The organism is Streptomyces sp. NBC_01116 (genome assembly GCF_041435495.1).
GTDB lineage: Bacteria > Actinomycetota > Actinomycetes > Streptomycetales > Streptomycetaceae > Streptomyces.
Genome location: NZ_CP108644.1, coordinates 2262989 through 2276808 on the forward strand (window position 1 = coordinate 2262989; position 13820 = coordinate 2276808).

General features: G+C 73.9%; 13 protein-coding genes and 1 other RNA gene. 8 read left to right on the forward strand and 6 right to left on the reverse strand.

What is annotated here, in order from left to right; genetic code table 11:
- Positions 1–53: 53 nt before the first annotated feature.
- Positions 54–1721 (reverse strand): alkaline phosphatase, encoded by a 1668-nt coding sequence (locus tag OG245_RS09825; RefSeq protein ID WP_371623141.1) that lies wholly within the window; start codon positions 1719–1721, stop codon positions 54–56.
- Positions 1722–1865: 144 nt separating this feature from the next.
- Between OG245_RS09825 and OG245_RS09830 the strand changes: the two genes are divergently transcribed.
- The 3 genes from OG245_RS09830 (at position 1866) to OG245_RS09840 (ending at position 4308) form a co-directional block, all read left to right on the forward strand.
- Positions 1866–2630 (forward strand): SDR family oxidoreductase, encoded by a 765-nt coding sequence (locus OG245_RS09830; protein ID WP_371623142.1) that lies wholly within the window; start codon positions 1866–1868, stop codon positions 2628–2630.
- Between the two features lie 198 nt (positions 2631–2828).
- A complete protein-coding gene (locus OG245_RS09835; protein WP_371623143.1) occupies positions 2829–3308 on the forward strand; it encodes a lamin tail domain-containing protein in 480 nt (159 codons plus the stop codon).
- Positions 3309–3441: 133 nt separating this feature from the next.
- Positions 3442–4308 carry a PhzF family phenazine biosynthesis protein gene (locus OG245_RS09840; RefSeq protein ID WP_371623144.1) on the forward strand — a complete coding sequence of 289 codons (867 nt, stop codon included), beginning with the start codon at positions 3442–3444 and terminating at the stop codon, positions 4306–4308.
- Between the two features lie 34 nt (positions 4309–4342).
- On the opposite strand, the gene OG245_RS09845 is transcribed toward OG245_RS09840, so the two are convergent.
- A complete protein-coding gene (locus tag OG245_RS09845; RefSeq protein ID WP_371623145.1) occupies positions 4343–5365 on the reverse strand; it encodes a hypothetical protein in 1023 nt (340 codons plus the stop codon).
- Between the two features lie 231 nt (positions 5366–5596).
- Entirely contained in the window at positions 5597–6235 is a 639-nt protein-coding gene (locus OG245_RS09850; RefSeq protein ID WP_371623146.1) for a TetR/AcrR family transcriptional regulator, read from the reverse strand.
- Positions 6236–6341: 106 nt separating this feature from the next.
- Here OG245_RS09850 and OG245_RS09855 point away from each other — a divergent pair, with 106 nt between their 5' ends.
- From OG245_RS09855 to OG245_RS09865, 3 genes are all read left to right on the forward strand, one after another.
- Complete coding sequence (locus tag OG245_RS09855; RefSeq protein ID WP_371623147.1) at positions 6342–7817, forward strand: MFS transporter; 1476 nt, start codon at positions 6342–6344, stop codon at positions 7815–7817.
- A gap of 103 nt (positions 7818–7920) precedes the next feature.
- Complete coding sequence (locus tag OG245_RS09860; RefSeq protein WP_371623148.1) at positions 7921–8508, forward strand: GNAT family N-acetyltransferase; 588 nt, start codon at positions 7921–7923, stop codon at positions 8506–8508.
- A gap of 75 nt (positions 8509–8583) precedes the next feature.
- A complete protein-coding gene (locus OG245_RS09865; protein ID WP_371623149.1) occupies positions 8584–9486 on the forward strand; it encodes a glycosyltransferase family 2 protein in 903 nt (300 codons plus the stop codon).
- Positions 9487–9505: 19 nt separating this feature from the next.
- Here the strand turns inward: OG245_RS09865 and OG245_RS09870 are convergent, their stop codons facing one another.
- Positions 9506–10036, reverse strand: a complete 531-nt coding sequence (locus OG245_RS09870) for an N-acetyltransferase family protein (RefSeq protein WP_371623150.1) — start codon at positions 10034–10036, stop codon at positions 9506–9508.
- 163 nt (positions 10037–10199) lie between these two features.
- An RNA gene (gene rnpB / locus OG245_RS09875) (RNase P RNA component class A) lies at positions 10200–10609 on the reverse strand.
- A 117-nt stretch (positions 10610–10726) separates the two neighbouring features.
- Here rnpB and OG245_RS09880 point away from each other — a divergent pair.
- Together OG245_RS09880 and OG245_RS09885 are read left to right on the forward strand one after the other, a co-directional pair.
- Positions 10727–11473 carry a MerR family transcriptional regulator gene (locus OG245_RS09880; RefSeq protein WP_371623151.1) on the forward strand — a complete coding sequence of 249 codons (747 nt, stop codon included), beginning with the start codon at positions 10727–10729 and terminating at the stop codon, positions 11471–11473.
- Between the two features lie 26 nt (positions 11474–11499).
- Positions 11500–12423, forward strand: a complete 924-nt coding sequence (locus tag OG245_RS09885; protein WP_371627851.1) for a hypothetical protein — start codon at positions 11500–11502, stop codon at positions 12421–12423.
- On the opposite strand, the gene OG245_RS09890 is transcribed toward OG245_RS09885, so the two are convergent.
- On the reverse strand, positions 12374–13816 hold the full coding sequence (locus tag OG245_RS09890) for an RNB domain-containing ribonuclease (protein ID WP_371623152.1): 1443 nt from the start codon (positions 13814–13816) through the stop codon (positions 12374–12376). The two genes, OG245_RS09885 and OG245_RS09890, sit on opposite strands and share 50 nt — an antisense overlap.
- Between the last annotated feature and the right edge of the window lie 4 nt (positions 13817–13820).

A 13820-nucleotide genomic window follows, 5' to 3' on the forward strand; every position in this document is an offset into this window, starting at 1 on the left:
CCCCGACCCGGCCCAATCCGGCCCGATCCGAACGAAGGGCGCCTCGCCTCGGCCTACGCGGGCGTGAGCCCCGGGTTCCCGGCCTCGGTGACGAAGGAGGCCGCCGTGGTGAGGGGCGCGCCGGGGGTCGTGACGGCCGCCACCGTACGGAAGTCGGCGCGGGCCTCCTTCGTTCCGAGGGTGACGAGCGCGTAGCCGCGCCGCCCGTTGTAGTGCTTCAGGTGCGGGTTGGCGCGGGTCTGGTTCTCCCAGTTGGCGGGCCGGTCCGCGCCGTCCTTGCCGCTGCTGACGGACGTGGTGACGATCTCCGTGCCGATGGTGCGCGAGGCGGGGTCGTCGAAGTCCTTCTTCAGGTCGAAGGCGTAGGAGACGTGGACGTCGCCGGTGAGGACCATGAGGTTCTCCACCCCGGCGGCCTCGGCCCCGGCGAGCACCCGCTGCCGGGAGGCGGGGTAGCCGTCCCAGGAGTCCATGGACAGCTTGAAGGCGTCGGTGGGCACATCGCGCCGCTGCGCGAAGGTCACCTGCTGCGGGACGACGTTCCAGGTGGCGTTCGAGGCCCGCCAGCCGTCGGTCAGCCAGCGTTCCTGGGCGGCCCCGGTCATGGTGCGCGCGGGGTCCTCGGACTCGGGTCCGGGGGTGCGCCAGCCGTCGCCGTACGCCTGGTCGCTGCGGTACTGGCGGGTGTCGAGGATGTCGAACTGGGCGAGCCGACCGAACTTCAGCCGGCGGTAGAGCCGCATGTCGGGCCCGGTGGGGCGCTGCGGGGTGCGCAGCGGCTGGTTCTCCCAGTACGCGCGGTACGCGGCGGCCCGGCGCAGCAGGAACTCCTCGGGCGGCACGTCGTTCTCGGGAGTGCCGCCCGCGTAGTTGTTCTCGGTCTCGTGGTCGTCCCAGGTGACGACGAAGGGGTGGGCGGCGTGGGCGGCGCGCAGGTCCGGGTCGGACTTGTAGAGGGCGTAGCGCAGCCGGTAGTCCTCCAGGGTGACCGTCTCGCGGTTGTAGTGCGCGGGGAGTCTGCGGTCGGTGTAGTTGCGGGCCCCGCCCGTGGCGGTGACGGCGTACTCGTAGAGGTAGTCACCGAGGTGGAGGACGACGTCGACGTCCTCGGCGGCGAGGTGGCGGTGGGCGGTGAAGTAGCCGTCGTGGTACGCCTGGCAGGAGACGGCGGCCAGGGTCAGGGAGCTGTTGCGGGCTCCGGGGGCCGGGGCGGTGCGGGTGCGGCCGACCGGGCTGGTCCAGCTGCCGGTGCGGAAGCGGTAGTAGTAGACCCGTCCGGAGTCGAGGCCCTGGACCTCGGCGCGGACGCTGTGGGCGAACTCGGGGTGCGCGGTGGCCGATCCGCGCCGCTCGACGCGGCGGAAGCGCTCGTCGCGGGCCACCTCCCAACGCACCTCCACCCGGCCGCGCGGCAGTCCCCCGCCCGGCTCGTAGGGGCGGGGTGCGAGCCGGGTCCAGATGAGGACGGACGCCGGGTGCGGGTCGCCGGAGGCGACGCCGAGGGTGAACGGGTCCTCGGTGATCCGGCGGGCGTCGAATTCCGCGGCGCTCGCCGTGCCGGCGGCGGGCAGGTTCACGGCGAAGGCGAGCGCGGCGGCGGCTCCGGTGACGGTCAGGAAGCGTCTGCGTCCCACGCCCGGTTCGAGCAGCCCTGCGGCGGCGCGGAGCTCGGCCGCCCGTGTGTTCTGATCGGGCGTCATGATGGTCTGTGCGGCTGTCATATGCCCCTCCTCAGCCCGGATGCTGTCTGGCTCCATGGCAGCCGCACGTGACGACGCACCGTTGTCGCGTGCACAACATCCGCATGGCGGGTCGATGAGCACCGCGTGCCCCGTGCACCGATCCGTCCCGTACGCTGCCGGGCCATGAACACTGAGCAGACCGACCGGAAAGTCGCCGTCGTCACGGGGGCGGGATCAGGGATCGGGCGGGCCGTCGCGCTCGCCCTCGCGAGCGCGGGCTGGTCGCTCGCGCTCGCCGGGCGGCGGGCCGAGCCGCTGGCGGAGACAGCGGCCGCCGCCGGGGACACCGAGGCGCTGTGCGTCACCACGGACGTGGCCGACGCCGACGAGGTCGGCGCGCTCTTCACCGCCGTACGGGAGCGGTTCGGCCGGTTGGACCTCCTGTTCAACAACGCGGGCACGTTCGGCCCCGGCGGCGTGCCGCTGGAGGACCTGGCCGTCGAGGACTGGCGGGCGGTCGTCGACGTGAACCTGACGGGCGCGTTCCTGTGCGCGCAGGCGGCGTACCGGCTGATGAAGGAGCAGGACCCGCAGGGCGGCCGGATCATCAACAACGGCTCGATCTCCGCCCACGCGCCGCGCCCGCACTCGATCGCGTACACCGCGACGAAGCACGCGATGACCGGGCTGACGAAGTCGCTGTCGCTGGACGGCCGCCCCTACCGGATCGCCTGCGGGCAGATCGACATCGGCAACGCGGCGACCGAGATGACCGAGCGGATGTCGACCGGGATCCTCCAGGCCAACGGGGAGACGGCGGCGGAGCCGGTGATGGCGGCGGCCGACGTGGCGCGGACGGTGGTGCACATGGCGGAGCTGCCGCTGGAGGCGAACGTGCAGTTCGCCACGGTCCTGGCGACGAACATGCCGTACGTCGGACGAGGCTGAGGCTGAGTGCGAGACCGAGTGCGAGGTCGGGTGCGAGGTCGGGTGCGAGGTCGGGTCAGGATCTGATCAGATTCGCTCGAACTGGCCATTGAATGGCCGAATTTGCGGATTTCCCCCCATCCGGCCGAGCAAGCGCGTGCTGACCGTATGATCGCATGCTGTTACGTCTTCACCAGATCGACACAGAAGGAACACCACATGCGCATACGCACCGCTGCGCCGATCGCCCTGGCCGCCGCCACCGCACTGGCCGGCTCGCTCCTCGCCACGGCGGCGCCGGCCTCGGCGGCACGCCACCAGGGCGGACTGCACTTCGGGGTCGTGCAGTACGACGGTCCCGGCAAGGACAACCGGACCACGAAGTCGCTGAACGCCGAGTGGGTGGACATCCACAACAACAGCAAGAAGAAGGTCCAGCTCAAGGGCTTCACGGTGAAGGACAGGACCGGCTACACCTACACCTTCGGCAGCTACACGATCGGCGCGGGCAAGACGGTCAAGCTCCGCACCGGCAAGGGCAAGAACGTCGCGGGCACCGTGCACTGGAACCGGGGCTCGTACGTCTGGAACAACACCGGCGACAAGGCCCGGCTGATCAAGCCGAACGGGAAGCTCCAGGACTCCTGCTCCTGGAAGAAGTCCACCCAGGCGAACAAGGGCGTCAAGAACTGCCACTGACACGCCCCGGGAGGGCCGGTCGCGGAACGGGGGGCCGCGACCGGCCCTCCCGCGCGCAGCCAGCGCCGCGGCGCCGTACCGCCGTAGCCCCGCAGCGGGAATGCCGGGGTCGGCGGCACGGTTGGACCCCTGCATGACGCCCGAACCCGCACCCGCACCCGCACCCGCAGTCCTGCGCTACACCGCCTTCTCCGCCGACCCCGCGGGCGGTAACCCCGCCGGCGTCGTCCTGGACGCCTCCGGAATGGACGAGGAGGCGATGCTCGCCGTCGCCGCGGATCTGGGCTACAGCGAGTCGGCGTTCCTGACGGAGCGGACCGGCGAAGGCGCTTACACGATCCGCTACTTCAGCCCGAAGGCCGAGGTGCCCTTCTGCGGCCACGCCACGGTCGCCACGGCGCTCGCCCTGGCCGAACGGGACGGGCCGGGCGAGCTGGAGTTCGCCACGGCCGCGGGCCCGGTGCCGGTGAGCGTCGTACGGGAGGGCGGCGAACTCCGCGCCACCCTCACCAGCGTGGCCCCGCGCGTCGAGGAGACCGCCGCCGCCGACCTGGCGGAGGCGCTGGCGGCCCTGGACTGGGCTGCCGCCGATCTCGACCCGGCCCTGCCGCCCCGGGTCGCCTACGCGGGCGCCCGGCACCTGGTGCTGGCCGCCGCCACCCGGGAGCGGCTGGCGGACCTGGACTACGACTTCGCGCGCCTCGAAGCGCTGATGCACCGGCTCGACCTGACCACGCTGCAACTGGTGTGGCGCGAGGGGCCCGAGGTCTTCCACGTCCGGGACCCGTTCCCGGTGGGCGGGGTCGTCGAGGACCCGGCGACGGGCGCCGCGGCGGCGGCCTTCGGAGCGTACGCCCGGGAGCTGGGGCTCGTACCGGACGCGGCCGTGCTGACGCTGCACCAGGGCGCGGACCTGGGGCGCCCCGGCACGCTCACCGTCGAGCTGCGCGCGGGCGACGCCCGGGTCCGGGTCAGCGGGACGGGCGCCCGGATCCGCTGAACCGCCATCCGGGCCACGGGCGGACAGGTGACGTTCAGCCGGTGGCGTCCTTGGCCGGGGAGACGTGGGCGTACCAGCGCTCCGTCTCCTCCGGGTCGAGCGGGCGCTCCAGCAGGGCGTCGCCGCGCATACCGGGGAAGAAGCGGCCCGCGGGCCAGGACCGCTGGTAGGACGGCTCGTCCAGGACCAGCAGCCGGACGCCGTCGACGACGGGGATGTCGGCGGGAGCGCCCTCGTTCCAGATGAGTCCGCCGTCCGGGGCCACCAGGTCGAAGGAGCCCACGGTGTCCACCTGACCGGGGGTCTCCCGGCAGACGGCCGCCTCCTGCGGCGACGGCGCACGGCCCTCCACATGGCCGCCGCCGATGAGCGCGTCGGCGAGCAGGGTGTGCAGCTGGAAGTTGTCCCCGATGCCCGAGAGCCGCAGGAGGTAGCCGGTGCCGCTCGCCCGGTGGAGGGCGACGAGCGGTTCGTCGTCCAGCACGAGGAGGGCGTAGGCGAGGGACTTCAACTCCGTGCCGGAGGCCCGCTCCACCGCGCCGAGCAGCCGCAGCGCCTCGCCCCGGAAGGCGGTCGTCCGCCGCACGCCGGGGTGGTTCAGCATCGCGACCGCGGCCATCTCCCACTGGGGAAGGGTCCACCAGCCGATGGCCGCGTCGGAGCCCACCCGTTCCACCGGCTCCGGGCCCGGCTCGCCGCCGTCCGGAACGGGAAACGCGCCGCCCCCGGTCGCGGCCCACACCTCGCAGAACACCAGGGCCTGCTCCAGGGCCCACCGCAGCCCGGCCAGCACACCCGGCGCACAGCGCTCGGCGTCCGCACCGCGCTCGACGCAGGCCCCGACGAGCACGGCGACGACGGCACGGGGGCCGGGCGGTACCTGCTCCAGCACGGCGGCGAGCCGGGGCCCGCCGTCGAGCAGCTCCATCTCCCCGGCCCGCCCGAAGGTCTCCTGCAACCGGACGAACGCCTTACCGGAGCGCTTGGCGTCCTGGGCGGTCACCGCTGCCTCGAAGTCGGCGACGGCTCCCCCGAACCCGGCTTTACCGAATATCATTCCAGCACTTTATCGACGCGCCGTCGGGCACCACGAAGCCGGTCGCCGCCCAAGGGGTGTCCCGCGATTCCCGGTGGATCGGCGCGCGGCCTCAGATGCGGTGCATCGCACGGCGGAGGGACGTCCGCAAACTGGACTTATGCGGACGTCCCGACAACGCGGCGCGGTGCCGTAGCTGCCGTCGCGCGCCCGCCGGGAATCGCGGGACACCCCTTGGGGCCTCGCACGCCCTCACCGCACGTACACCCCGCCCCGCGCGGCGGCGACCGCGGCGGCGGCGGCCCGGTCAGCCGCCCCCTCGTCCAGCGGCGCCCCGCTGGCCAGCAGCCGGTAGTACAGGGGCGCCGACACCGCGGCGATCACCTCGCCCGGGTCCGTGCCCGCGGGGAGTTCGCCGCGGTCGACCGCCGCCTCGACACAGCCGGACCACTCCCCGATCCGCACCGCGTAGAAGCGGTGCAGGGCCTCGGCGGTCCGCGGATCGCAGGTGGCGGCGGCGATGACGGCCGCGAAGAGGGCGCCCTGCCGGGGATCGGTCAGCGTGCGGACGACGAGGCGGGCGTTGGCCCGGAGGTCCTCGGCCAGCGACCCGGTGTCCGCGCGCGGCAGCGACTGCTCCGCCATGTCCGAGAGCAGATCGGCCACCAGCCCGGCGGGCGCGGACCAGCGCCGGTAGACGGTCGTCTTGCCGACCTCGGCCCGCCGGGCGACGTCGGCCAGGTCGAGCCCGTCGAAGCCGTGCTCGACCAGCGCGTCCCCGGCGGCGCGCAGCACCGCCTCCCGCACCCGGGCGGTACGACCGCCGGGGCGCACGGTGCCGGGCTCCCCACCGTCGGCGTCGACGACGCCTTCAGAGCCTTCAGAAGTCATAACGGGTCTCCAGTTCCATTAACGGCAGCCCTCCTGCTACGGTGACACCCATCTTAACGGAACCACAGACCCGTTAAGCCGTTCCGCGCTCAGGAAGGCGCCTGCCATGTCCCGTACCGCACCCGCACCCTCCCCCACGCCCGCACCCACCGGACCGACCGCCGCCCCGCGCCCCGCCGGCCCCCGCATGACGAGACGCCAGAAACTGGTGCTGGCACTGCTGCTCGGCTCCCAGTTCATGATCGCGGTGGACTTCTCGATCCTGAACGTGGCACTGCCCGTCGTCGGGGAAGGGCTCGGCTTCTCCCTCTCCCACCTCCAGTGGATCGCCACGTCCTTCGCGCTCGCCGCCGCCGGATTCACCCTGCTCCTCGGACGCGTCGCCGACCTCGTCGGCCGCAAGAACCTGTTCATCGGCGGCATGGCCGTCCTCGGCCTCTCCTCCGCGCTCGGCGGCCTCGCCACCTCGCCCGAGGTCCTCCTCACCGCCCGCGTGCTCCAGGGCCTGGCCACCGCGGCCGTCACCCCGGCCGGACTCGCGCTGCTGACCACCGCGTTCAGGGAGGGGCCGCTGCGGGAACGGGCGCTGGGGCTCAACGGCGCCCTGATGTCCGCCGGATTCACCGCCGGGGCGATCCTCGGCGGCCTCCTGACGGACCTGCTCTCCTGGCGCTGGGCCTTCTTCATCAACGTACCGGTCGCGACCCTGGTCGTGATCCTGGCCCCGTCCGTGATCGCCGACTCCCGGCCGGAGCGGCGGCCCCGGCTGGACGTGCCCGGCGCGGTCACCGTCACCGGCGGGCTGCTGCTGCTCGTCCTCGGTCTCACCCAGGCCGGCGAGACCGGCTGGACCGCCCCCACCACGCTGGCCTCCCTGGCCGCCGGCGCCGCCCTCCTGATCGCGTTCGTCCGGATCGAGCAGCGGGCCGCCGCACCGCTCGTCCCGATGCACATCCTGAAGCGGCGGAGCGTCGTCTGGGGCAACGCCGCCGGGCTGATCGCCTTCGTCACCGAGACCTCGCTGGTGTTCCTGCTCACCCTGTACCTCCAGGAGGTCCTCGGTTACTCCGCGCTGGCCACCGGCCTCGCGTTCGGCGTGCTGGGCGTCGGCACGGTCGTCGGCGGGATGCTCGGCGGCCGGGCGGTGGGCCGGTTCGGCAACCGGCGCGCCATCGTGCTGGGCGGGGCCGTCCAGGCCGCCGCCACGCTCTCCCTCGTCGCGCTCGGCGCGTCCGGCTCCTGGATCTGGCTCCTGCTGGCGGCCACCTTCGTCGGCGGTGTGGGCAACATGCTGATGATCGTCGGCTTCATGGTCACGGCCACCTCGGGCCTGCCCGACGAGGAGCAGGGGCGGGCCACCGGACTGGCGACGATGACCCAGCAGGTCGGCATCGCCCTCGGCATCCCGGTGATGAGCGCGATCGTCACCGCCCGGACAGGGGCCGCGACGGGGCCGGGAGCCGTGCTGTCCGGCGTCTCCACCGCCATCCTCGTGAACTCCGCCCTGGTCCTGGTCGGCGCCCTGCTCGCCGGGTACTTCCTGACCGGGAGGAACCGGACGGCGGCAGCGGCTGAGGAGTGAGCCGGGCACGGGGCGGCTCACCGGCCCCCGGGGCCGGGACCGGACCGCCCCCGGGGCCAGGGCTCCGGGGGCGGAACAGCGTCGACAGCGGGAGGATACGGACATGCCCGAGCCCGAGCCGCTGACCGTTCCGAGCATGTCCGCGGGACCGGACTTCGTCCTGCGCCCCTGGGAGATGAGCGACCTCCCGCTGATCCGCGAGGCCTCGCTCGACCCGTACATCCCGCTCATCACCACGATCCCGTCCCGCTACTCGGACGCGGCCGGCGAGGCGTTCGTGCGCGGGCAGTGGGAGCGCGCGGCCACCGGCGCCGGATACCCGTTCACCATCGTCCGCTCCCGGGACCGGCGCCCGGTCGGCGCGATCGGGCTCTGGCTCCGCGACCTGCCCGAGGGCCGCGCCACGCTCGGCTACTGGCTCACCGGCCCCGCACGCGGCCAGGGCGTCGCCCGCGCCGCACTGCGTACGGTGACGGGGTGGGCCCTGCGCGACCTCGGCGTCCAGCGCCTCCAGCTCTTCGTCGAACCGTGGAACACCGCATCCGCCCGGACCGCCGAGGACGTCGGCTTCCGGCGGGAGGGGCTGCTGCGCGGCTGGCAGCAGGTGGGAGACCGGCGGCGGGACATGAGCGTGTACGCCCTGCTGAACACCGACGGGCCCGTGGATGGCCGGGCGGTAACCGCACACTGAACACCGAGGCGTTACGATCGCGGGCACCGCAGCCGACCAGCAGCCGCACGGCAGCCGAGCCCAGGAGTACCGAACTTGTCCGCACCACGCATCGGCGTATCCATCGTGACCATGGGGGACCGCCCGCAGGCGGTCGAGGCGCTGCTGGCGTCGGTCGCCATGCAGGACGTCCGGCCCACCCGGCTCGTGATCATCGGCAACGGGACGGCGCTCCCGGACTTCACCGCGTTCCCCGGCCTGGAGGACCTCGACGGCGGGGTGACCGCCATCGAGCTGCCGGAGAACCTCGGCTGCCCGGGCGGACGGAACGAAGGACTGCGCAGGCTCGCCGAGATCGGCGACGTGGACGTGGTGATCGAGCTGGACGACGACGGGCTGCTGGTCGACAAGGACGTCTTCCGCCGGGTACGGGACCACTTCGCCGCCGACGACCGGCTCGGCATCGTCGGCTTCCGGATCGCCGACGAGCACGGCGAGACACAGCGCCGCCACGTGCCCCGGCTGCGCGCCGGCGACCCGATGCGCGGCGGCGAGGTCACCGCCTTCCTCGGCGGCGGCCACGCGTTCTCCATGAAGATGCTGGCCGAGACCGGCCTGTGGCCGGCGGAGTTCTTCTTCACCCACGAGGAGACGGACCTCGCCTGGCGTGCGCTCGACGCGGGCTGGAAGGTGCTGTACGAGCCCGAGCTGCTGCTCCAGCACCCGAAGACATCCCCGGCCCGGCACGCGGTCTACTACCGGATGACGGCCCGCAACCGCGTCTGGCTGGCCCGCCGCAACCTGCCCCTCCCCCTGGTCCCCGCCTACCTCGGCACCTGGACCCTGCTCACCCTCGCCCGCACCCGCGACCCGAAGGGCCTGCGCGCCTGGGCGGGCGGCTTCGCCGAAGGCGTCCGGACCCCGTGCGGCGAGCGGCGCCCGATGCGCTGGTCCACGGTGTGGCAGATGACCCGGCTGGGCCGGCCGCCGGTCATCTGACCCGCCACCGCCCGGGGCCTCAACGGTCTCCGGGGGCCTCAGCGGTCCCCGGGACCCAGCGGTAGAGCACGTCCGGCTCGTTCTCCTCGTTGCGGGCGCCGTCGTCGAACGCGACGGCGGTGAAGCCGTGCCGCTCGTAGAAGGCGCGGGCGTCGGCGTTGCGCTGGAACACGTACAGCTCCAGGGCCCCCTTCGCCGCGCCGCGCACCTCCGCCAGCAGCCTGCTCCCGATCCCCCGCCGCAGCACGTCGGGCCGCAGGTAGAGGTGGTCCAGCTCGTCGTCCCCGGCGAGCACGGCGAACCCGAGCAGCTCCCCGCTCCCGCCCGCCTCCTCGGCCACCCACACCCCGGTGCTGGTGGGCAGCACGACATGGGTGATCCACGCGAGGGTGTCCGCGTCGCTGTGGACCCGGGGCAGATACGGCATGGCGGCGGCCCGGGAGGCGAGGAAGACCCGGGTGACGGCTTCGGCGTCCTGCGCCGTGGCCGGGCGCAGCCGTACGCCCCGCTGCTCCGCCGGACCGGCTCCGGTGCTCTGCGTAACGCTCATCGGCCTGTCTACCCGCTTCCCCGTCGGCTCGGCGCCGGACGGTCCCGGCCGGCGCCCGGTCAGCGGTGATCAGAACACACCGGGAGTCTTCCGCGCAGGTGGAATAACGCGCGGCCTCCGCGAGCGTGCCGGGGTGCGCGGCGGCCGGGGCCGGGTGAAGCGGCAGACGAGTCGGGCTGTACGCCGGGTTCTGTCTCCCGGTCGCCTCGCGGCGGCCGGGGAGACGGCCATCCATCTAGGGCCGGCATTGCTGCCGGCCTCGTGCGGTCTACCCGTGAACTCGGGCGAGCAGCCCTCGAACGTTCACGCAGGGCCGTCCCATTTCTGGGGCGCCCCCTCTTGACCTTGCTCCGGGTGGGGTTTACCTAGCCGCCTGAGTCACCTCAGGCGCTGGTGGTCTCTTACACCACCGTTTCACCCTTACCCGGGACCGAGGTCCCGGGCGGTCTGTTCTCTGTGGCACTGTCCCGCGGGTCACCCCGGGTGGCCGTTAGCCACCACCCTGCCCTGTGGAGCCCGGACGTTCCTCGGGAGAACCCCGAAGGATCCTCACGCGGCCGTCCGCCCGGCTCGTCTGCCGTGCCTCACATACTAGCCGGGCCGCGCATACGGGAGGTAACCCCGGGTCGGGTGGAGGCGCCCGGTGGCGGTGCTTGACCTTGTCGCGGCGTCAACGTTTCTACTGGCCGCATGCGTATCGGAGAGATCGCCGCGCTCGTGGGAGTCACGTCCCGGGCCGTCCGGCACTACCACCACATCGGCCTCCTGCCCGAGCCCGCCCGGCAGGCCAACGGCTACCGGGCGTACACCGTCCGCGATGCCGTGCTGCTGGCCAGGATCAGGCGGCTGACGGAGATCGGGCTCTCCCTGGACGAGGTGCGGGACGTGCTCGCCGACGACGCGGGGCGGGAGCTGGCCGAGGTGCTCGGGGAGCTGGACGCCGATCTGGCGCGCCAGGAGCGGGAGATCCACGAGCGGCGGCAGGTGCTGGCCGCGCTCCTGGAGGCGCCGCCCACCTCGGACGGGCCGCTCTCCCCCGGCCTCGCCGCACTGCTGGAGCACGCGCCCGCCACCACGTCCCCGGCCGCGGCGAAGGACCGCGAGCATCTGTCGTTGCTGGACGCGGCGGGCGACGGCGCCGGGGCCGAGGTGTACGCGGCGCTGCGGCCGCTGGCCGAGGACCCGGGCGTGCTCGCGCTGTACGAGCGGCTCGACGAGCTGGCCGGGGCCGGGGTGGACGACCCGCGCATCGCGCCGCTGGCGGCCGAGCTGGTCGCCGCCGTACCGGACGAGGTGCTGGCGGTGATCCCGGAGGGCGAGCCGTCGTCGACGGGGATGGGGCGGGTGCTGCTCGACGACTATCCGCCCGCGCAGCGCGCGGTGGTGGGCCGGGTGATGGAGGCGCTGGCCGAGCGGGTGCGGGGGAGGAACGCGTGAGTACGGGGAGGGCGGTGGGCCTGCGGATGGCGCGGGTCGCGATGTGGGCGGTGCTGCCCGGGGAGGTCGCGCTGGCGGTCTGTCTGGTGGCCGGGGTCCGGATCCCCGGTGCCGTCCTGCTGGTGGCCGAGGCGCTGGTGGTGGGTGTCCTGGCGCTGGAGGCGTACGTGATGTGGCCGCTGTACACGGCGCGGCGGCGGGCCGGGGAGACGCGCCGGGAGGCCGGGCGGTCCGCGGTGCGGGCCGTGGTGCCGGTGGCCGTGCGGCGGCTGGTGGTGCACGAACTCCGGGCGCTGCACAGTCTCGGGCTGTGGGTCGTGCGCCGCCGTCACCGGATACCGGCGGGGGCCCGGCCGTTCTCGTACACCGAACCGCAGACCGCGATCATGTGGGTGTTCGTCTTCGTCTCGGTCGTGGAGACCGTGGTGCTGGCGCTGGTGATCCCCTGGCCGCTGGTCCACGCGATCCTGCTCGTGGTGGACGTGTACGGGATCGTCATCGTCCTCGCCCTCCAGGCGGCCTGTGTGACCCGGCCGCATCTCGTGGAGGCGGACGGTTCGCTGCGGCTGCGCTACGGCGCCCTGTTCGACCTGCGGGCGCCCGCCGCCGTGATCGCCGCCGCCCGGGTGGAGCGGCGCTTCCCGGGCGGGGGGCTCGTCCGGGTGGGCGGGGACGGGACGCTCGATCTGGCGGTGGGGAGCCAGACGACGGTGACCGTGAAGCTGACGGAGCCGGTGGAGTTCGTGCGGCCGCTCGGCCGGCGCGGGAGCGCCCGGACACTCCGCTTCCACGCCGACGACCCACGGGCGGCGGTCGCGGCGCTCACGAAGGGCGCCCAGGACACGGAGGACCGTACGGCGCCCTCCCCGCTCACGCCGGAGCGGACACCACCGTCTCCCCTCACGCCGGAGCGAACAGCACCGTCTTCGACGCCGGGCCCGCCCGGGTGAGCCGGACCCGCAGCCGCTCCCCCAGCGGCAGTGGGTCCGTGCCTCCCTCGATCCGGCCGACGACCGCCGGGTCCCGGAGGTGGACCGTGCCGACGGCCGGGTCGCGGTCCTGGACGTCGACGACGTACGCGTCGAAGAGCTCGCCCACGCGCCCCTCCAGCAACGCCGCCTCGACCAGGTCGACGCAGGCCCGCTCCACGGTGCCCGCGCGGCGGGTCCCCTCGGCCATCTCCTTCGGGAGGGCGGGGAGCGCCTCCCGTACCCACTCGGGTGGTTCCGTCCCGGCGGTCGCGGCCAGGCAGAGTTCGGACGCGTACCGGTCGACGAGGCGGCGCAGCGGTGCGGTGCAGTGCGTGTAGAGGTCGGCGACCGCCGCGTGCACGGCGGGGTCGGGGAGTTCGCCGTCGTCGAAGGCGGTGTAGCCCGCGCCGCGCAGCAGGGTGGTGCACTCCTGGAGAAACGCCGCGTGGTTGCTCCGCGCCGGGTCGAGCGAGCGGACGACCTCGGCGTACGGGACGTGGTGCGGCCAGTCGACGCGCAGGGCGTGGGCGGAGCGCCGCAGCCGGGCGACGGCTCCGTCCGGGGCGATCGGCAGGGTGCGCAGGATGCCGGTGCCCGTGTCGGCCATGAGGCGGGCGGCGGCCATGCCGGTGAGCAGGGAGATCTGGGCGTTCCAGCCCTCGGCGGGAAGCGTGGCGCGGTGGGCGAGGCCGTAGGAGCCGTCCCGTTGGACGATCTCCTGTTCGGGGACGTTCAGCGAGATGCCGCCCCTGGCCCGTTCCTGTTTCTCGCGCAGCCGCCCGATGTCCCGGAGCAGGGTGAGGGGTTCCTCGGCCGTGCCCGCGTCGATCCTGTGCTGGACGCCGGCGTAGTCGAGCTTCGCGCGGCTGCGGACCAGGGCCCGGGTCACGTCGGCGTGGACGGCCCGCCCGTCGCCGTCCAGGTCGATCCGCCACAGCGCGGCCGGGCGGGTCTCGCCGGGGAGGAGGCTGGCGGCTCCCTCGGAGAGGACCGGCGGGTGGAGGGGGATGCGGTCGTCGGGGAAGTAGAGGGTGGTGACCCGGCGGTGGGCCTCGGCGTCGAGCGCGCCGCCCGGCCGGACGTACGCGGCGACGTCCGCGATGGCGTAGTGCACCCGGAAGCCGTGCCGACGGCGCTCCAGGTGCATCGCCTGGTCGAGGTCCGTGGAGGCGGGCGGGTCGATGGTGAGGAAGGGCAGGTCCGTGGCGTCCTCGTGGGCCGACAGGTCCGGGGCCCGCGCCGCCTCGGCCGCCTCCGCGAGCACCTCGGGCGGGAAGGCGCCGGGCAGGCCGAGCTCGGTGCGCAGCGCCCGCAGGGCGGTCCCGAGCGAGCAGTCGGCTGCACCGGTCATACGCAGGTGGCGGCGGGGCATGGCC